The following is an 18120-nucleotide window of genomic DNA, read 5'->3' on the forward strand; positions in this document are numbered from 1 at the left end:
AGGGAGCACCACGATGCACTGGACCCGACCCGCGCGGGTGGCGGCGACCGCGCTGCTCGGCCTCGGCCTGCTGGCACCGGGCCGCCCCGGCCCGACCGCACCGGCGGCGTACGTCGAGGCGTACCCGACGGTGGCCGCGCAGTTGCGCGCGGGCGGCCCGCCGTACGACCGGTGGGCCGCGGACGGCCGGCGGTTCCTGGTCTTCGATCCCCGCGGCGACGGCCTCGCCGTGGAGGTGCTCGGCGACCTGGCCACCGCCGACCGGATCGCGGTGCTGGTGCCCGGGGTGGGCAGCACGCTGCGGGACTTCGACCGCGGGCTCGGCGGGGTGGCCCGGCGCGCCCCGGCCCGGCAGGCCCGCGACCTGTACCGGGAGCTGCGGGCGGACGACCCGCCGGCCCGGGTCGCGGTGCTGGCCTGGCTGGGCTACGACGCGCCGGACGGCATTCTCACGGCGGCCGGGACCGCCAGCGCCGACCGCGGCGCGGCGGCGCTGCTCGGCACGCTGCGCACCCTGGCCGCCCGCCGGCCGGACGCGGCGATCACCCTGATCGGGCACAGTTACGGGTCGCTGGTGGTCGGGCGGGCCGCGCGGCGCGCCCCGGCGCAGGTCACCGGCCTGGTGACGCTCGGCGGCATCGGCACCGGCGTGGACCGGGCGGGCCGGCTCGGTGGCGTCCGGGTGTGGGCGGCCGAGGCGCCGACCGACTGGATCCGCCGGGTGCCGCAGGTACGGCTGCCCGGCCTCGGGCACGGCATCCGGCCCGGTGACCCTGCCTTCGGCGCCCGGCCGCTGCCGGTCGACGGCGTCGCCGGGCACGACGGCTACCTGATGCCCGGCACGGCGACGCTGCCGGCGGTCGCCGCGGTGGTGCTGGGTGGCGAGGTCCGGGCGGGGGTCGCGCGATGAGGGACCGCGTCGTGGACGCGCTGCGGGCGTACGCCATCGGCGCGGTGGTGCTGGGGCACTGGCTGGTCACCGCCCTGGTGCTGGCGCCCGACGGGACGGTGCACCAGGCCAGCCCGCTGGTCACCATGCCGGCGCTGGCCCCGGCCAGCTGGCTGTTCCAGACGCTGGGCCTGTTCTTCTTCGCCGCCGGTCACGCCGCCGGCCGCTCGCTGGCCGGCTCGCCTGCCAGCCCCGCGCGATGGCTGCTCCGCCGGCTGGGCCGCCTGGTCCGGCCCGCCCTGGCCCTGCTCGGCGTGGGCGCGGCCGGGCTGCTGGTCGCGATCGTGTTGGGCACCCCGGACGACGTCCTCAGCGTCGCGGTGACGCTGACCGCCAGTCCACTGTGGTTCCTGCTCCCCCTGGCCGCCCTCTCGGCGCTCACCGCGCCACTGGCCGCCGCCGTACGGCGGTGGGGACCGGTGCGCTGCGCGGTACCCGCCGTCGCCGTGGTCGCCGGCGCGGATCTCGCCGTACGCCTGCCGGCGGCGCGCCCCTGGCTGCTGCCGGTCGCCGTGCTCGCCGCGTGGTCGGTGCCCTACCTGCTCGGGCTGGCACACGCCGAGGGGCGGCTCGCGGGGCGCCGCGCGGCCGGGACGCTGGTCGTCGTCGGGGCCGCCGCGCTGGCCGCGCTGCTCGCCCTCGGCTACCCGGTCAGCGCGGTCGGGGTGCCCGGCGCCGGCCGGTCGAACCTGAGCCCGCCCTCGCTGCTCGCCGTCGCCCTGGCCGCGGCGCAGGTCGGCGCCGGACTGCTGGCCCGACCGGCGCTGCGCCGGCTGCTCGACCGGCCCGCGCCGGCGCGCCTGGTCCGCGGGGTGAACCGGCACGCCATGCGCGTCTACCTCTGCCACCAGCCGGTCCTGGTCGGGGTCAGCGTGCTGGCCGCCCGGTTCGCCGGTCCGCTGCCCGGGCTGCACACCCCGCCCGACGGTCCCGGCTGGCTGGCCGCACGGCTGTGCTGGCTGCCGCTGCTCGCGCTGGTCCTGGCGGTGCTGGTGCGGTCCGGCCGAGGGCACACTCGTCGGCCCGCGACGGCGCTCATCGACCGGGCGGCGCGGGTGGACCGGTCGGCCGAGTGCGGGGCGCTGGGCCGCCGGGTGTACGATGATCCTCGTTTGCGGGCGGGATCGCCCGTGACCTTCGTGCCCCGCCGACCGGAGGAGGTGATCGCTGTGCGAGATGGCGATCCTTCCAGTCGTGGCCGGGCCGACCGTCAGCCCCGCTGAGCCGCGACTCAGTCGGCGTAGCTGACCCAGCTTCCCGCCCCGGTGCACCGTCCGTCTCCTCGGCCTTCGGCCGGGGGTGATCCTGCCGCGTGGCCCGTCGGGCCCGCCGGTGGCGGAGCAACCCGGTCACGACTTCGTGTGCGTACGTCCTGAGCCACCCCTGCGGTCCGGACCCTGCCGCCCGGACCGTCCCGTCGCCACGGAGCAGTCCCATGAGCCGTTACGTCGCCCCGCTGGGCTTCACCCTCGCCGCCGTCTGGGTGGCCGTCCTCTTCGTCCTGGCCGGCGGCCGCTGACCGCGCCGGCCGGGGCGCACCCCGGCCGGCCACCGCTGCCGTCCCGCCGGCCGTCGCTGTCGTCCCGCCGGCCGTCGCTGTCGTCCCGCCGGCCGTCGCGCCTCAGATCAGGCGGGACGACCAGAGCAGGCTCAGCGCACCCGCGCAGAGGGCGAGGAGCAGCGCGATCCCCGCGTACCACTGGGTGATCTCCCGCGGCTCGGTGCGGAACCCGATCGAGCTGCCCATGTCCTGGTAGACCTGCTTCAACTCGCTCACCGAGGCGGCCTCGTAGAAGTAGCCCTGGGTGGTCTCCGCGAGCTGCGACAGCGCCGCCCGGTCCACCGGCACCCGCTGCAGCTGGCCACCGATGTCCACCTGGCCAGAGTCGGTGCCGAACGCGATGGTGGAGACCGGCACGTTGGCCGCCTGCGCCGCCGCGGCCGCCTCCTCCACCGACCGGCCCGAGGTGCGGTAACCGTCGGAGAGCAGCACGATCCGGGCCGGCGGGATGCCGGCCGCGCCGTCGGCGGGCACCGAGCGGATCGCCTCCAGGCAGGTGAAGACGGCCTCGCCGGTGGCGGTCGCCTCGGCCAGCACCAGCCCGTCGATGGCGGTGGTCACCGCGGCCCGGTCCTTGGTCGGCGGGACCAGCACGTTCGCCGACTTGGCGAAGGAGACCAGCCCGAGGTTGTAGCTCTCCGGCAGCTCCCCGACGAACTGCTTGGCCGCCTCCTGGGCGGCCTCCAGCCGGTTCGGGGCGACGTCGTCGGCCTGCATGGACAGCGACACGTCGATGGCCAGCATCACGGTGGCCCGCTCCAGCGGCTCCTTCGTGTCGATGGCGGGCCGGGCCAGCGCGGTGGACAGCACCAGCAGGCAGAGCAGGAAGGCGGTGGCCGCCACGTGCCGCCGCCAGCCCAGCCCCTTGGGCGCGAGGGTACGCAGCAGGTCGACGTTGGTGAACCGCATCGCGTACGCCCGGCGGTGCAGCTGCCGCCAGACGTACGCCGCGGCCAGGGCGAGCACCGGCAGCACGGCCAGCAGCCACCACGGTTGCAGAAAACGGATCATCGGGTCGTCCCTCGGGTCCGGGCGTGCCGCTGGGCGGCCACGAACCGCACCATGTCCAGCAGCCAGTCTCGGTCGGTACGCAGTCGCAGGTGGGCCGCGCCGGCGGCGCGCAGCTCGGTGGCGACGGCCCCGCGCTGGGCGGCCGCCGCGTCGGCGTACCGGCGGCGCAGGCCCGGGTCGGCGGTCTGCACCTCGTGCAGCTCCCCCGTCTCCGGGTCGACCACCGGCAGCACCCCCACGTCGGGCAGCTCCAGCTCGCGCGGGTCGACCACCTCGATCGCCAGCACGTCGTGCCGGACCCGCAGCTTACGGAGCGGCCGGCCCCAATGCTGCGGCGGTGCGAGGAAGTCGGAGATGACCACCGCCACACCCCGCCGCCGGGGCGGCCGGTTGAGCATGTCGACCAGCGCGCCGAGGTCGCTGCGCCCCGGCCGGATCTCCGTCCCGGCGATGGCCCGGAGCAGCCCCTGCGCCTCCTTGCGGCCGGCCCGGGCGGGCAGCCGCCGCAGGGTGCCGGGTCCGGTGGCCGGCGGACCGCCCCGCCACCGGCCGGTCTGCGCGGGCAGTGCGGCTCCGGTGCCGACCACCGCACCGATCCGGTTGCCGCCACGCACGGTCAGGTGGACCAGGGCGGCCGCGGCGGCCACCACCACGTCCCGCTTGAGCCACTGCCCTGTGCCGAAATCCAGGCTGGCCGAGAGGTCCACCGCCAGCCAGGTCTCCAGCTCCCGGTCGGCCACCGTACGCCGGACGTGCGGCGTCGTGGTCCGCGCGGTGACCGGCCAGTCCATCCGGCGTACGTCGTCGCCGGGGCGGTACTCGCGGGACTCCCCCGCCTCGCTGCCCGGTCCGGGCAGCAGCCCGGCGTAGTCGCCCTGGAGCAGCCCGTCGAGCTTTCGGGTGACCATCAACTGCAGCCGGGCGAGGACGGCGCCGGAGCGGTCGCCGGTGGCCGGCAGCCGGGTGGGTGGCGTCACGGCCGCTGCCCGGGCCAGCCGGCGCCGGGCGGCGCGGCTGGTGGCGGCGTGGCCTGCTGCCGGGGCGCGACCGACGGCAACGGGATGGTCGACATCACCCGGTGCACGATGTGGTCGGCCGGCACGTCGTCGGCGAGCGCGTCGTAGCTGAGCACCAGCCGGTGGCGCAGGATGTCCGGGGCGATGTCCTGCACGTCCTGCGGCAACGCGTAGTCCCGGCCGCGCAGCAGGGCCAGCGCCCGGGTGGCCCGGACCAGGCCGAGCGAGGCGCGCGGGCTGGCGCCGTACTGGATGAGCTGCGCCACGTCCGGCATGCCGTGCTCGGCGGGGGCCCGGGTGGCGAGCACCAGCCGGACCGCGTAGTCGACCAGCGCGTTGTGCACGAAGACCTGGTCGGCCTTGTGCTGGAGGGCAATCAGGTCCGGGGTGTCGAAGACCCGGGCCGGCTCGGGCGGGGCCACCCCCATCCGGTAGACGATCTCCCGCTCCTCGGCGTCGGTCGGATAGCCGACCACGATCTTCATGAGGAAGCGGTCCCGTTGCGCCTCCGGCAGCGGGTAGACGCCCTCCTGCTCGATCGGGTTCTGGGTCGCCATCACCAGGAACGGGTCGGGCACCCGGTGGGTCTCGCCGCCGATGGACACCTGGCGCTCGCTCATCACCTCCAGCAGCGCCGACTGGACCTTCGCCGGGGCTCGGTTGATCTCGTCGGCGAGCAGGAAGTTCACGAAGACCGGGCCCAGTTCGACGTCGAACTTCTCGCTCGACTGCCGGTAGATCCGGGTGCCCATGATGTCGGCCGGCACCAGGTCCGGGGTGAACTGCACCCGGGCGAACGACCCGCCGACCACCTTGGCCAGGGTCTCCACGGCGAGGGTCTTGGCCACGCCGGGCACCCCCTCCAGCAGGCAGTGCCCGCGGGCGAGCAGGGCCACGAACATCCGCTCGACCATCCGGTCCTGGCCGACGATCACCCGCTTGATCTCGAACAGCGCCCGCTCCAGCAGGGTGGCGTCCTGGGCCGGGGTGGTGATCGCCGGCGGCGGCGCGCCCGGCACGGCCTCGGTCGGAATCGGGGCGTCGGGCGTGGTCGGCTGGGCCACCGGTCCTCCACAGCTTGATCGTCGTCGCGGTGTAGTGCGTATCAAGACTGTCATGCCCGGCTGAGAGCCGAGGGTGGGAGAGGGACGATTTTCGCCGCGCCGTCCCTCCGCACGGAAAACGCTGAACACGGGTGGACAACAAGGGGTCCAGCGTGTGTACGATTCACCCCGTCGCCGGGCGGCTCCCCCCGTGGCCGCCCGGCGCTAAGCTTCCCGGGCGTGCGGGCCTAGACTCGCCCCGGTGACCACTCCCACTCCCGCCGACGAGGCGCTGATCTGCTCGGCGCGGGGGTGTCGCGCCCTCGCCGTCTGGGCCCTGCGCTGGAACAATCCCCGCCTGCACGACGCCGACCGGCGCAAGACCTGGCTGGCCTGTCCCGACCACCGGGAGTCCCTCGGGGCGTTCCTCGACGCGCGCGGCTTCCTGCGCGAGGTGGTGCCGGTCCCGCAATCGCCTACGCTCGAACCGTGAGCGAGCGAACCATTCAGCTCAGCAGCGTGGCGCCCCGCCGCCGTCGAGCGAAGCGAGGCGGCGTGAGCGAGCGCAGCGGATCACCGCGGTGAACGGTGACGACCTCGCCGGCCGCCAGCCGGCCCCGCCCGGCCCGCTGGAGCCCTGGCCGGACACGGTCCGGTGGCAGCCGATCTCCCGCGATTTGATCTGGGTGGAGCTGATCCGGCTCGGCATCGGGTTCGCCGTGGTGCTGGTGGTGCTCGGCGTGGCCTGGGCGGTCACCGGCCACTGGCTGCCCGTCGCCGCCCTCGGCGTCGCGGTCCTGCTGACCGCCTGGCGGGCGGTCACCATCGTCCGCGCGGTGCACGCCTGGGGGTACGCCGAGCGGGAGAACGACCTGCTGGTCCGGCACGGGCTGCTGGTCCGGCGGCTGTCCATCGTGCCGTACTCCAGGATGCAGTTCGTCGACGTGACCGCGGGCCCGCTGGAGCGGGCGTTTGACCTGGCCACGGTGCAACTCCACACGGCCGCGGCGGCGAGCGACGCCCGGGTGCCCGGCCTGCGGCCGGCGGAGGCGTCCCGGCTGCGGGACCGGCTGACCGCGCTGGGCGAGGACCGGGCGGAGGGGCTGTGAGCCACGGTCCGGCCGCACCCGAGCCTGACCCGCCCCCGGCCGACCCCGAGCCCGGCACTCCGCCCTCCGGTCCGGAGACCGGCACCCCGCCACCGCACCGGGCCGCCGGCGACGACCGACCCGCTGCCCCGTCCCCGTCACCGTTCCCCCCGGCATACGGACAGCCCGCGCCGCCCCCACCCGGCCAGGGCCCACCCGGCTACGGCCAACCCGGCTACGGCCAACCCGGCTACGGCCAACCCGGGCCGTCGGTGGCCGGCTGGCCGGGCCCGGCCGGGCCCGGCCAGTGGCCGCCATCCGGACCCGGTCCCGGCTGGCCGAGGAGCCCCACGTCGCCGGCACCGGGGGGCGCGGAGCCGCGGCAGCGGCTGCACCCGCTGAGCCCGGTGCTGCACGGCGCGAAGTCCCTGGTCGTGGTCATCGCCGGGCTCTCCTGGTCGACGCTGTCCCGGGTCGGCTTCGGCTGGTTCGCCGTGCTGGTGACGATCTTCGCCGCCGGTGCCACCGTGCTGGCCGTGGTCAGTTGGTGGAACACCGGCTACCACGTGGTGGGCCGCGAGCTGCGGGTGCACGAGGGCCTGATCTGGCGGCGTACCCGGGCGATCCCGTTGGAGCGGTTGCAGGCCGTCGAGGTGGTCCGGCCACTGCTGGCGCAGCTCACCGGGCTGGCCGAGCTGCGGCTGGAGGTGGTCGGCGGGGGCAAGACCGAGGCGCCGCTGGCGTACCTGGGGGTCGCCGAGGCCGTCGCGCTGCGGCAGCGGCTGCTCGCCGTCGCCGGCCGCGCGCCCGAGGTCGTCCCGCCAGCGGCCGGCGCGCCGCCGCCACCGGCCCCGGCCGGCCGGCGGCTGCACGCCGTACGCAACCAGGACCTGCTGGTCAGCCAACTGCTCACCCCGCAGGCGTTCCTGCTCCCGTTCGGCGTGGCGTTCGTGGTGGCGCAGTTCCTCTCCGAGGGGTCGTGGTCGTTCATCGCGGTGGCCAGCACGATCACCGCGATGGCGGGTGTGGTGCTGCAACCGGTGCGCCGGGTGCTCGACGACTGGTCGTTCCGGCTCGACCGGGACGACGACACGCTGCGCGTCCACAACGGCCTGCTGGAGACGCGGGTGCAGACCGTCCCGCTGCACCGGGTGCAGACCGTCCGGGTGACCTGGCCGCTGCTCTGGCGGATGAAGGGCTGGCTGCGGCTGCGGCTGGAGGTGGCCGGCTACTCGGCCGCCGAGCCGGACGACCGGAACCGGCCGGACCGGCTGCTGCCGGTCGGCGACGCGCGAACCGGGGAACTGATCGTCGCCGAGGTGCTGTCCGGCGTACGGCTGGGCGCCCTGCCGTCGGCGCCGCCGCCACGGCGGGCGCGCTGGCTGCGCCCGCTGACCCGTACGGCGGTCGGCGCCGGCCTCGACGAGCGGGTGTTCGTGGCCCGCTCCGGGCTGCTCACCCGCCAGTTGACGCTGGTGCCGTACGCCCGGATCCAGAGCGTGCGGGTGACCCAGGGGCCGGCGCAGCGGCGGCTGCGGCTGGCCACCGTGCACGCCGACACCGCCGGCGGGTCGGGCGCGGCCGCGCCCGATCGGGACCTGGCCGAGGCGTGGGACCTGGCGGCCGAGCTGACCGCGCGGGCGCACGCCGCCCGGCACGCGGACCGGAGCCGGCGCCGCTGACCAAGATCAGCGCTCGGCCGGCACGCGTCAGCGGTCGGCCGGCACCGGGTCGGCGACCGCCGGCTCGACGTCGACCGGGGCGGCGTCGACCGGGGCAGCCGGGGCCGGCACGGTCGGAGCCGGACCCCCGGCGGGTGCCGCCGCCGCGCGCCGCTTCCGGCGGGCCGCCCACCAGCGCTCGGCCAGGCCGACCACCAGGAAGGTCAGCCCGACGTACGCCCAGCCGACCAGCACGTCGATCACGTAGTGCTCGCCGCTGTAGACCAGGGTGAAGGTCATCGCCAGCGGGTACGCGAGCAGCAGCGGCCACCAGCGCTTCCGCACCGAGCCCAGGAAGAACAGCACCACGAAGAGGGCGAACGCGGTGTGCAGGGAGGGCATGGCGGCCACCGGGTTGGAGGCGATCTGCCCGGCGTTGAGCAGATTGCCCGCGCCGTGCATGCCGATCTCCTTCCAGCCCCGGGTGGAGATCCGGGCGACCTCGGTGAGCAGGCCGTTCTGCGCGGCCCACCACGGCGGGGCGGCCGGGTAGAGGAAGTAGGTGGCCAGCCCGGCCGCGCAGAGGAAACCCCAGCGCCGCATGTACGCCGCCCAGCGCGAACGGTCGCGCATCCAGAGCACCGCGGCGGCGGCGAACGTCGCCACGAAGTGCGAGAAGTAGACCCAGCTGACCGCCACGTCCCACCAGTGCACCTCGGGCCGGTAGAGGTGCTGCTGGAGCCAGACGGTGGGCACCTCGCCGCCGGTGGCCCAGCCGAGCATGAACCGGTCGGCGACGATCAACTCCATGGCGTGCGGGGTCGCGCCGTTGTCGGCGAAGCCCCGGGAGAGGTTGTACACGGCCAGCAGCAGCACCACCGGGATCCAGTCCCGCGCGAAGCGCAGGTGGCTGCGCCACGGCCGGGCGGAGTGCCAGGCGATGGTGCCCGCCCAGATCCAGAGGAAGGCGTACGCGGGATCGGTGGGCAGGCCGATGGCGAGCCAGGCGGCCACGAAGGCGACCCCCCAGATCGTCATCGCCACCACCCGACGGCGTCCGCCGTCGGGCGAGGAGGTGGTGCCGGTCCGGGCGGGGGGCTGGGGGTCTGTCACGACGGCCATCGCGGTCAAGGTTAACGGCGGGCTACGGATCGACTGACGCCGACCACCCGCCGGTCGACGCACCGACGACGGGGACACCGGGCGTCCCGGCCCCGGCTCGTCTAGGCTCGGGGCATGCAGGAGCAGCCGGAGACGCCCTTCGCGCCGGGCCTGGCCGCCCGGGTCGAGCTGACCGTCACGGACGCCGACACCGCGCAGGCGGTGGGCTCCGGTGACGTGCCGGTGCTCGGCACGCCGAGGGTGCTCGCCCTCGTCGAGGCGGCGAGCGTGGCGGCCACCGCGACCCGGATGCCGACCGGGCGGACCACGGTCGGGCTCCGCGTCGAACTGGACCACCGGGCGCCGACCCCGGTCGGGCGGACGGTGATCGCCTGGGCCCGGCTGGCCAAGGTCGACGGCCGGCGCCTGCTGTTCGAGGTGACCGTCGCCGACGGCGACGAGATCGTGGCCGACGGGCGGGTCGAGCGGATGCTGGTCGATCGGCAGCGCTTCCTGGAGCGCGCCTCGCAGGCGTCATGACCGTCCGGTTCGTCGAGGTCGCCGACGGGGTCCACCTGCTGCGTGAGCCGCTGCTGCAGGTCAACGTGACGCTGGTGGTGGGCGACGGCGCGGCGCTGCTGGTGGACACCCTCTCCACCGCCGGGCAGGCCCGGGAGCTGGCCGAGGCGGCCCGGGCGGTCACCCCGCACCCGTGGACCGTCGTCAACACCCACCACCACTTCGACCACTGCTTCGGCAACGCCACCCTGGCCGCCGACCCGCCCCGCCCGGTATACGCGCACGAGCTGGCCGCCGCCGCGCTGCGCGACCGCCCCGACGAGCTGCGCCGGGCGGCGTACGAGGAGATGCGCGACGAGCAGCCGGCGCTCGCCGCCGAGCTGGCCGGGACCGAGCTGCTGGCCCCGACGCACCCGGTCCTCACCGAGACCGTGCTCGACGTCGGCGGCCGGCGGGTGGTGCTGCGCCACCCGGGCCACGGGCACACCGACGCCGACCTGGTGGTGCACGTGCCGGACGCGGACGTGCTGGTCGCCGGCGACCTGGTGGAGCAGAGCGGCCCGCCGGCCTTCGAGGAGTCGTACCCGCTGCAGTGGCCGGACGCGGTGGCCGAGCTGCTGCGGATGACCACCCCCGGCACGATCGTGGTGCCCGGGCACGGCACGCCGGTCGACCCGGAGTTCGTCCGGGCCCAGCACGCCCAGTTGGTCCAGCAGGCCTGGCTGATCCGGGCCGGTCACACCGGCAACGCCCCGCCCGAGCGGGTGGCCGCGGAGTCGCCCTTCGGCGCGCGTCCCGGTCTGATCGCCGCCCGCCGCGGCTACGCCGAGCTCGACGGCACCGCCTGACGCCGGCTCGCAAGTCGCGGAGCGCACGCTCGGCACGCCGGCACCGCCACCGCGCTGCTGGGCGGCATCCGGTCGGTGGTGGGTGCGCTCGCCGCGCCGCTGGTGGGGCTGGGCGGCGAGGTCAGCGCGACACCGATGGCCGCCGTCCTGGCCGTCACCGCCGCGCTCTCCCTGCTCGCCGTGCGCACCCTCGCCCGCGCCCGCTGACCCCGACCGTCAGGCGGGGAAGCGGGCGAGCACGGCGTCGCGGGCGGGCATGGCGACGGCGCCACCGGGAGACTCGCAGACCAGCCCGGCGACGCGCAGGGCGAAGGCGACCCGCTCCCGCCAGCCGACCGGGTCCACCGGCTCGCCGGCGGCGAGCAATTCGGCGATGAGCGCGCCCATCACCGAGTCCCCGGCACCGGTCGCGTCCACCGCCCGGACCTTCGGGGCGGGGATGCGTACCACGTCGTCGCCGGCGGCGACCAGGGCGCCGTCCGCGCCCAGGGTGACCACCACGGTGGCCGCGCCCAGCTCCCGCAGGTACGCGGCGACTCCCTCCACCGGCTGGTGGGGGTAGAGCAGGGCGGCGTCGGCGCTGCTCAGCTTCACCAGGTGCGCGCTCGCGGCGAACTCGGCGACCACCTCGCGCAGCCCGTCCAGCGCGCCGTGGCCGTCCAGCAGCCGGGGACGGACGTTCGGGTCGAACACCCGCAGCGCCCCCGCGATCGCCCAGGCGCGCCGGGCGGCGGCCAGCACCGGCGGGTGCAGCAGCACGATCGAGCCGCAGTAGAGCACGTCGGCGCCCTCGACCAGGGCCACGTCCAGGTCGTCGGGGGTGAGCAGGGCGTACGAGCGGGGCTCCCCGTAGAAGCGGAAGTCCGGTTCCGAGCCGGCGAAGGTGGCCACCGCCAGCGCCGTCGGCGCCGGTACGGTGACCGCCCCGGCCAGCCCGACGCCGGCCGCGCCCAGGAAGACGCGGATCCGCTCCGCGAGCGCGTCGTCGCCGAACGACCCGACGAACTCGACGTCACCGCCGAGCCGGGCCACCGCCACGGCCACGTTGAGCGGCCCGCCACCGATCGCCTGCCGGTAGCCGGGTTCGCCGTCGTACCTGGTCTCGAGCAGGTCGACCAGCGCCTCGCCGAGCACCACCGCGTAGCCCATCCTGGCTCCTTCCAAACCGTCGTACCCCGATCCTGGCGCATCGCCCGGGCGCGGCGCGCGGGGACGACACCGAGACCGTACCGGCGGCGACCGATCGCATCGAGATTCGACTATTGCCTGCGGTACCCGGACGTGATGGGATTGCGCCTGCCGGAGTGGCGCGGGGGCTGCCGCGCCGCCGACCGCCGGGTCGAGCCGACGCGAGGGCACACCGGTCCGTGGCACGGACCGCAGGCGGTGTACGCCTCCCGACGGCCCCGGCCGCACTCCGACCGCCGGGCGTGGCACCGCGATCGTCACATCCGCTCGTCGCAGCGGGGCGGACCGGTGCGGGTCCCGCCCCGCGAGTCAGGAGAACCCGTGCACCGATCCCGTACGGCCGCGCTGCTCACCGCGGCCGCCACCCTGGCCCTGGGCGCCTTCGCCCTGGCCACCGGTTCCGAACCGGCCGCCGCGCACGGCGCGGCGATGACCCCGGGCGCCCGGACCTACCTGTGCTGGAAGGACGGCCTCACCCAGACCGGTGAGATCAGGCCCAACAACCCCGCCTGCGGGGCCGCGGTCGCCGAGAACGGGGCGAACTCGCTCTACAACTGGTTCAGCGTGCTGCGCTCCGACGCCGGCGGCCGGACCGTCGGCTTCATCCCCGACGGCAGGCTGTGCAGCGGCGGCAACCCCAACTTCAGCGGCTACGACCAGGCACGCAACGACTGGCCGATCACCCACCTGACCGCCGGGCGGACGATGGAGTTCCGCTACAGCAACTGGGCCCACCACCCGGGCACCTTCTACTTCTACGTGACCAGGGACAGCTGGAGCCCGACCCGGCCGCTGGCCTGGAGCGATCTGGAGGAGCCGTTCCTGACGGTCACCAACCCACCGCAGCGGGGCTCGGTGGGCACCAACGACGGGCACTACTACTTCACCGGCACCCTGCCGGCGAACAAGAGTGGCCGGCACATCATCTACTCGCGCTGGGTCCGCTCGGACAGCCAGGAGAACTTCTTCGGCTGCTCCGACGTGACCTTCGACGGCGGCAACGGCGAGGTGACCGGGATCGGTTCGGGCGGCACGCCGTCACCCACCCCCACCACGCCGACGCCGACACCGACCGGCCCGTCGCCGACGCCCACCACCAGCCCGACCATGCCGCCGCCGGGCGGCGACTGCATGGCGGTCTACCGGGTGGTCAACGCCTGGCCGGGCGGCTTCCAGGGCGAGGTCATGATCATGAATCACAGCTCCCGGACGTACGGCGGCTGGACGGCGAACTGGACCTGGGCCAACGGTCAGGCCATCACGCAGTTGTGGAACGGCACCCTGAACACGAGCGGGGCGGCGGTGACGGTCACCAACGCCCCCTACAACGGCACCATCGCGCCGGAGGGCACCACCACGTTCGGCTTCACCGCCAACACCTCCGGCACCAACACCCTGCCCACCGTCACCTGCACCGGCCGGTGACCCGACCCGCGCAGCGAGGAAGGGCTCCCGGGTCGACCCGGGAGCCCTTCCTCACCACCTGGGTCAGCGGACCATGCTGCCGACGACGGGCTTGGTGAGCAGGGCCGACTGGTTGCGCTGGATGCCCGGGTCGAGGGTCTTGGCCACGAAGATGGCGTGCCAGATGCAGAAGATCAGCACGGTCCACACCTTGCGGGAGTGGTCCGCCTCCTCCCGCTTGTGCTCCTCCAGCAGCCGCATCGCGTACGACAGGTCGATCAGGTCGCCGGCGCCGGAGGTGGCCAGCACGTGCCGGGCCCACTCGTACATCTCGCCGCGCAGCCAGACCCGGGTCGGGGTCGGGAAGCCGAGCTTCTTGCGGTTGACGATGGCCGGCGGGACGACGCCCTGCAGCGCCTGGCGCATGGCGTACTTGGTGGCCTCGGAGCGGGGCGGGAGTTTCAGGTCGACCGGGATGCCGGCCGCCACGTTGAACACCTCCCGGTCCAGGAAGGGCACCCGCACCTCCAGCGAGTGCGCCATCGAGATCCGGTCGGCCTTGACCAGGATGTCCCCGCGCAGCCAGGTGTAGAGGTCGACGTACTGCATCTTGGTGACGTCGTCCAGCTCGGTGCACTCGGCGTAGATCGGCGCGGTGACGTCGGTGTAGCGGACCGAGGGGTCGTAGCGACGCAGCAGGTGCTGCTTCTCCTCCTCGGTGAACATCCGGGCGTTGCCGTAGTAGCGATGCTCGATCGGGGTGGTGCCGCGCTCCAGGAAGCTCTTGCCCTTGACGCCCTGCGGGATCGCCTTCGACACCGCCCGCAGGCCCTTCTGCACCCCGCCCGGCAGGCCGTTGACCGTGCTGAGCGACAGCGGCTCGCGGTAGATGGTGTACCCGCCGAAGAACTCGTCCGCGCCCTCGCCGGAGAGCACCACGGTGACGTGCTCGGCGGCCTTCTTCGCCACGAAGTAGAGCGGCACCAGCGCCGGGTCGGCCACCGGGTCGTCCAGGTGCCAGACGATCCTGGGCAGCGCCTCCATCATGTCCTGCGGCCCGATCTTGGTCGGGATGGTGGTCACGTCGAGGTGCCGGGCCGAGTCCTGGGCGACGTCGATCTCGGAGTAGCCGGGCACGTCGTACCCGACGGTGAAGGTGAGGATGTTCGGGTTGAACTCCCGGGCCAGGGCGACCACCGCGGTGGAGTCGATGCCGCTGGAGAGGAAGGAGCCGACCGGCACGTCCGAACGCATGTGCATCCGGACGCTCTCCCGCAGCGTCTCCCGGATCTCGTGGTAGAGCTTCTGCTCGTCGGCCACCGGCGCCGGCCGGAACACCGGTCGGTACCACCGGCGCACCTCGATCCGGCCGCCCGGCGTCCAGGTCAGGTACTCGCCCGACCCGATCCGGCTGATCCCCTTGTGCAGGGTGCCCGGCTCCGGCACGTACTGCAGGGTCAGGTAGTGGCTCAGGTTGGCCGTGTCGATCCCGGCGTCGCCCTGGTACGCCGACTGCGCGAACGGCAGCAGCGCCTTCTTCTCGGAGGCGAGGTAGAGCCCGTCCTGGGTCTCCAGGTAGTGCAGCGGCTTGATGCCGAAGTAATCCCGGGCGCCGAACGCCCGCCGCTCCTGCCGGTCCCAGATCACGAAGGCGAACATGCCGCGCAACTTCGTGAGCACCTGCTCGCCCCAGTAGTGGTAGCCGGCGACGATCACCTCACCGTCGCCGTTGGTGGCGAACTGGGCGCCGAAGTCCCGGATCAGCTCGTCCCGCAGCTCGATGTAGTTGTAGATCTCACCGTTGAAGGTGAGCAGGTAACGGCCGTTCGCGTACGGCAGCGGCTCGTGGCTGAGGGCCACGTCGATGATCGCCAGGCGCTTGTGCGCGAACACCCCGTCCGCGTAGCGGCCGGAGGCGTCGCCCACCACCTCGACCCCGGTCTCGTCCGGGCCGCGGTGGTGCAGGCACTCCAGTGCGCTTGCGATGTGGTCGCGGTGGGCGGCGGCGTCACCGCGCGCGCTGAAGAAGGCCAGGAGTCCGCACATGATGGCCATCTTCCCACGCGCCCGGAGCGGCCGTCCCGGCACCGCAGGCTCTCCCCGCTCCCGTGCGCGCGGTACCGTCTGCACCAGCGACGAGGCGGAGGAGGCGGATCATGGCCGAGGAGCGGACCCAGCAGGGTAAGCCGGCGGACGGCACCGAATCACACGACCCGGACTTCCCGGAGGCGTTCCTGGCGTTCATGCGGCAGGGCTGGCGGGACAGCGAACTACCGGTCGGCCCCCGCCCCGAGGTGCCCAACTACGCCAAGCGGCGGGCCGCGCTCGCCGCGGCCTTCCCCGGCGAGACGCTGGTCATCCCCACCGGCAACGAGAAGGTACGCGCCAACGACACCGACCACCCGTTCCGGGCGGGCAGCGACTTCGCGTACCTGACCGGCGACCTCGAGCCGGACAGCGTGCTGGTGCTGCGCCCGAGCGGCGACGCCACCCTGTACATGCGGCCCCGGTCGTCGCGGGCGACCGACGAGTTCTTCCGCAGCCGCAACGGCGAACTCTGGGTGGGCCGGCGGCCCACGCTGCACGAGAGGTCGACCGAGCTGGGCCTGCCCACCGCCGACCTGACCGAGCTGGACGCGGCCCTGGCCGACCTGGCGCCGGGGCGTACCCGGGTGCTGCGCGGCTTCGACACTCGGGTGGACGCGGCGGTGCGGCCGTACGACGGGGCCCGGGTCGAGGGGCAGCCGGGCCGCGACCGGGAGCTGGCGATCGCCATCTCGGAGCTGAAGCTGGTCAAGGACGAGTGGGAGATCGCGCAGCTGCAGGAGGCGTGCGACGCCACCGTGCGCGGGTTCGAGGACGTGGCCCGGGCGCTGCCGGCCGACCGGGGTGTCTCGGAGCGGCTGCTGGAGGGCATCTTCGCGCTGCGCGCCCGGCACGACGGCAACGACGTCGGGTACGGCTCGATCGTCGGCGCCGGCGAGCACGCCACGATCCTGCACTGGGTGCACAACCACGGCGCCACCCGGCCGGGCGAGCTGCTGCTGATGGACATGGGCGTGGAGAACCGCAACCTCTACACCGCGGACGTGACCCGGGTGCTGCCGGTCAACGGTCGGTTCACCTCGCTCCAGCGCCAGGTGTACGACGCGGTCTACGCCGCCCAGCAGGCCGGCATCGAGGTGATCAAGCCGGGCGTGGCGTTCCGGGACGTGCACCTGACCGCCATGCGGGTCCTGGCCGAGGCGCTGAAGGACCTCGGCCTGCTGCCGGTGAGCGTGGACGAGGCGATGGACCCGTCCTCGACGGTCTACCGCCGCTGGACCCTGCACGGCACCAGCCACATGCTCGGCATCGACGTCCACGACTGCGCCAACGCCCGGAAGGAGATGTACCGGGACGGTGCGCTCGGCGAGGGCTACGTGCTCACCGTCGAGCCGGGGCTGTACTTCCAGCCGGAGGACGAGCTGGTCCCCGAGGAGCTGCGCGGCATCGGCGTGCGGATCGAGGACGACATCCTGGTCACCGCCGACGGCGCGGTGAACCTCTCGGCCGGGCTGCCGCGCCGCTCGGACGAGGTGGAGACGTGGCTGGCCGAGCAGCGCGAGGCCGGTCCGCGCCTACCGGGCTGATCCCGGCCGGACGACCCTGAGGGCGGGCCCCACCGCCGACGGCTGCGACGTTTTCGTCGTTGTGCCGCCGGTGGTGGGGCCCGCCGCTGTTTGCGCGGCTCGGCACCCTCGTCACCGGCACATGCCGAACGGTGTCCGCCGCCTGCCGTGAGGCGAATGTGGGGTTTTTTCAGATACGTCCGCCTCGTGAGGATCCTTCTCATACGGTGTGGATCAGAGGCTACAACCGGTTTGTAGCTGGTCGCCCTGCCAGGGGCGGTGCGACCCCTTTGTGTAACCGAAAGGGCGGAAGGCTCTGATGTCCAACGACGTAACGACTTCCGACGGCGGGGCCCCATCGACCCCGCCCACGAGCAGGCGGCGGGCGATCTGGGTCGCTACCGGCGTGGCCGGGCTGACCGGCGTCGTCGGGCTGGCGGCGCTGGGTGGCCTCGCCGCTCGTGACGACAAGTCCGACGACGCGCAGCGCGTCGCGGAAAACCACGCGGCCGCGCCGCAGAACGCGAGCGACGCCGGCAAGGGCGGCGAGAAGGAGGCCCACGAGGAGCAGAACCGGGCGGACGAGAACGGCCGGGACGGCAAGGAGCGGGGCGAGCGCGGTGAGGAGCGTGACGAGCACGGCCGCCGGGTGCGGGAGGTGCCCTGCCGCGACGAGAAGCTGGTCGAGGCCATCGACCTGGCCAACCGGGATCACGGTGGCACGTTGAAGCTGGCCAAGGACTGCGTCTACGAACTCGACTTCGCCGACAAGAAGTCCGGCACCGCCCTGCCCACGATCCGGCAGGACATCACCATCAAGGGCAACGACGCCACCATCAAGCGCGACTCCGAGGACGCCTTCCGGCTCTTCCGGGTCGCCGACGGCGGCGAACTGACCCTGAAGGACCTCACCCTCAAGGACGGCAACGCCGCCGAGTTCAAGTACGGTGCCGCGCCGATGACGCCGGGATCAGGCTCGCCGGGCGGATCGGATTCGCAGGCGGCGCCGTCGATCCCGGGGCAGGAGAAGAAGGAGGGCGAGGCGGACGGTGGCGCCATCCTGGTCGAGCGGGGCGGTAGCGCGCACCTGGAGAAGGTGGAGCTGACCCGTAACAACGCC

The 18120-nt window shown here is 74.3% G+C and carries 15 protein-coding genes and 2 pseudogenes; 11 read left to right on the forward strand and 6 right to left on the reverse strand.

Annotation, left to right across the window (positions count from 1 at the left end; translation table 11 throughout):
• The first annotated feature begins 13 nt into the window (after nucleotides 1-13).
• Together ACFYM6_RS22325 and ACFYM6_RS22330 are read left to right on the forward strand one after the other, a co-directional pair.
• The gene (locus tag ACFYM6_RS22325) at nucleotides 14-910 is read left to right on the forward strand and encodes an alpha/beta hydrolase (RefSeq protein WP_387278280.1); all 897 of its coding nucleotides are present in this window, start codon (nucleotides 14-16) and stop codon (nucleotides 908-910) included.
• Nucleotides 907-2172, forward strand: coding sequence for an acyltransferase family protein (locus ACFYM6_RS22330; RefSeq protein ID WP_387278282.1), 1266 nt, complete (start codon nucleotides 907-909; stop codon nucleotides 2170-2172). Before ACFYM6_RS22325 ends, ACFYM6_RS22330 begins: the two co-directional genes overlap by 4 nt.
• 398 nt (nucleotides 2173-2570) lie before the next feature.
• Here the strand turns inward: ACFYM6_RS22330 and ACFYM6_RS22335 are convergent, their stop codons facing one another.
• The 3 genes from ACFYM6_RS22335 to ACFYM6_RS22345 are packed head-to-tail and all read right to left on the reverse strand — an operon-like array spanning nucleotide 2571 to nucleotide 5601.
• Nucleotides 2571-3521: a VWA domain-containing protein gene (locus tag ACFYM6_RS22335; RefSeq protein WP_387278284.1), complete on the reverse strand. Its 951-nt coding sequence runs from the start codon at nucleotides 3519-3521 to the stop codon at nucleotides 2571-2573.
• Nucleotides 3518-4516 (reverse strand): DUF58 domain-containing protein, encoded by a 999-nt coding sequence (locus ACFYM6_RS22340; RefSeq protein ID WP_387278411.1) that lies wholly within the window; start codon nucleotides 4514-4516, stop codon nucleotides 3518-3520. The genes ACFYM6_RS22335 and ACFYM6_RS22340 overlap by 4 nt, the downstream gene beginning before the upstream one ends.
• Nucleotides 4495-5601: an AAA family ATPase gene (locus ACFYM6_RS22345; RefSeq protein ID WP_387278286.1), complete on the reverse strand. Its 1107-nt coding sequence runs from the start codon at nucleotides 5599-5601 to the stop codon at nucleotides 4495-4497. Before ACFYM6_RS22345 ends, ACFYM6_RS22340 begins: the two co-directional genes overlap by 22 nt.
• 241 nt (nucleotides 5602-5842) lie before the next feature.
• Here ACFYM6_RS22345 and ACFYM6_RS22350 point away from each other — a divergent pair, with 241 nt between their 5' ends.
• From ACFYM6_RS22350 to ACFYM6_RS22360, 3 genes are all read left to right on the forward strand, one after another.
• Complete coding sequence (locus tag ACFYM6_RS22350; protein ID WP_387278287.1) at nucleotides 5843-6073, forward strand: hypothetical protein; 231 nt, start codon at nucleotides 5843-5845, stop codon at nucleotides 6071-6073.
• 88 nt (nucleotides 6074-6161) lie between these two features.
• The gene (locus tag ACFYM6_RS22355; protein WP_387278289.1) at nucleotides 6162-6689 is read left to right on the forward strand and encodes a PH domain-containing protein; all 528 of its coding nucleotides are present in this window, start codon (nucleotides 6162-6164) and stop codon (nucleotides 6687-6689) included.
• A 377-nt stretch (nucleotides 6690-7066) separates the two neighbouring features.
• Nucleotides 7067-8350: a PH domain-containing protein gene (locus ACFYM6_RS22360; protein ID WP_387278413.1), complete on the forward strand. Its 1284-nt coding sequence runs from the start codon at nucleotides 7067-7069 to the stop codon at nucleotides 8348-8350.
• 27 nt (nucleotides 8351-8377) lie between these two features.
• Here the strand turns inward: ACFYM6_RS22360 and ACFYM6_RS22365 are convergent, their stop codons facing one another.
• Nucleotides 8378-9451 carry a phosphatase PAP2 family protein gene (locus ACFYM6_RS22365; RefSeq protein ID WP_387278291.1) on the reverse strand — a complete coding sequence of 358 codons (1074 nt, stop codon included), beginning with the start codon at nucleotides 9449-9451 and terminating at the stop codon, nucleotides 8378-8380.
• A 114-nt stretch (nucleotides 9452-9565) separates the two neighbouring features.
• Between ACFYM6_RS22365 and ACFYM6_RS22370 the strand changes: the two genes are divergently transcribed.
• From ACFYM6_RS22370 to ACFYM6_RS22380, 3 genes and pseudogenes are all read left to right on the forward strand, one after another.
• Entirely contained in the window at nucleotides 9566-9970 is a 405-nt protein-coding gene (locus ACFYM6_RS22370) for a hotdog domain-containing protein (RefSeq protein ID WP_357441983.1), read from the forward strand.
• Complete coding sequence (locus ACFYM6_RS22375; protein WP_387278293.1) at nucleotides 9967-10797, forward strand: MBL fold metallo-hydrolase; 831 nt, start codon at nucleotides 9967-9969, stop codon at nucleotides 10795-10797. The genes ACFYM6_RS22370 and ACFYM6_RS22375 overlap by 4 nt, the downstream gene beginning before the upstream one ends.
• A 24-nt stretch (nucleotides 10798-10821) precedes the next feature.
• Nucleotides 10822-11004: pseudogene (locus ACFYM6_RS22380) on the forward strand (Bcr/CflA family drug resistance efflux transporter); the annotation flags it as partial.
• 9 nt (nucleotides 11005-11013) lie between these two features.
• Here the strand turns inward: ACFYM6_RS22380 and ACFYM6_RS22385 are convergent.
• Nucleotides 11014-11946 carry a carbohydrate kinase gene (locus tag ACFYM6_RS22385; protein ID WP_387278295.1) on the reverse strand — a complete coding sequence of 311 codons (933 nt, stop codon included), beginning with the start codon at nucleotides 11944-11946 and terminating at the stop codon, nucleotides 11014-11016.
• 360 nt (nucleotides 11947-12306) lie between these two features.
• Between ACFYM6_RS22385 and ACFYM6_RS22390 the strand changes: the two genes are divergently transcribed.
• Nucleotides 12307-13410, forward strand: coding sequence for a lytic polysaccharide monooxygenase (locus tag ACFYM6_RS22390; protein WP_387278297.1), 1104 nt, complete (start codon nucleotides 12307-12309; stop codon nucleotides 13408-13410).
• 63 nt (nucleotides 13411-13473) lie between these two features.
• On the opposite strand, the gene asnB is transcribed toward ACFYM6_RS22390, so the two are convergent.
• Nucleotides 13474-15435, reverse strand: coding sequence for an asparagine synthase (glutamine-hydrolyzing) (gene asnB, locus ACFYM6_RS22395; RefSeq protein WP_387278299.1), 1962 nt, complete (start codon nucleotides 15433-15435; stop codon nucleotides 13474-13476).
• Nucleotides 15436-15545: 110 nt separating this feature from the next.
• On the opposite strand from asnB, the gene ACFYM6_RS22400 reads away from it, so the two are divergent.
• Both ACFYM6_RS22400 and ACFYM6_RS22405 read left to right on the forward strand, forming a co-directional pair.
• Complete coding sequence (locus tag ACFYM6_RS22400) at nucleotides 15546-17021, forward strand: aminopeptidase P family protein (protein WP_387278301.1); 1476 nt, start codon at nucleotides 15546-15548, stop codon at nucleotides 17019-17021.
• 298 nt (nucleotides 17022-17319) lie between these two features.
• Nucleotides 17320-18120: pseudogene (locus tag ACFYM6_RS22405) on the forward strand (hypothetical protein); the annotation flags it as partial.

Source organism: Micromonospora sp. NPDC006431, assembly GCF_042870725.1.
Classification (GTDB): domain Bacteria; phylum Actinomycetota; class Actinomycetes; order Mycobacteriales; family Micromonosporaceae; genus Micromonospora.

Excerpts from the sequence above, each read along its gene's own strand:
- ACFYM6_RS22375 (WP_387278293.1), top strand. The coding sequence starts at position 9,967 with ATGACCGTCCGGTTCGTCGAGGTCGCCGACGGGGTCCACCTGCTGCGT.
- ACFYM6_RS22335 (WP_387278284.1), bottom strand. The coding sequence starts at position 3,521 with ATGATCCGTTTTCTGCAACCGTGGTGGCTGCTGGCCGTGCTGCCGGTG.
- ACFYM6_RS22365 (WP_387278291.1), bottom strand. The coding sequence starts at position 9,451 with ATGGCCGTCGTGACAGACCCCCAGCCCCCCGCCCGGACCGGCACCACC.
- asnB (WP_387278299.1), bottom strand. The coding sequence starts at position 15,435 with ATGTGCGGACTCCTGGCCTTCTTCAGCGCGCGCGGTGACGCCGCCGCC.
- ACFYM6_RS22370 (WP_357441983.1), top strand. The coding sequence starts at position 9,566 with ATGCAGGAGCAGCCGGAGACGCCCTTCGCGCCGGGCCTGGCCGCCCGG.
- ACFYM6_RS22400 (WP_387278301.1), top strand. The coding sequence starts at position 15,546 with ATGGCCGAGGAGCGGACCCAGCAGGGTAAGCCGGCGGACGGCACCGAA.
- ACFYM6_RS22325 (WP_387278280.1), top strand. The coding sequence starts at position 14 with ATGCACTGGACCCGACCCGCGCGGGTGGCGGCGACCGCGCTGCTCGGC.
- ACFYM6_RS22330 (WP_387278282.1), top strand. The coding sequence starts at position 907 with ATGAGGGACCGCGTCGTGGACGCGCTGCGGGCGTACGCCATCGGCGCG.
- ACFYM6_RS22385 (WP_387278295.1), bottom strand. The coding sequence starts at position 11,946 with ATGGGCTACGCGGTGGTGCTCGGCGAGGCGCTGGTCGACCTGCTCGAG.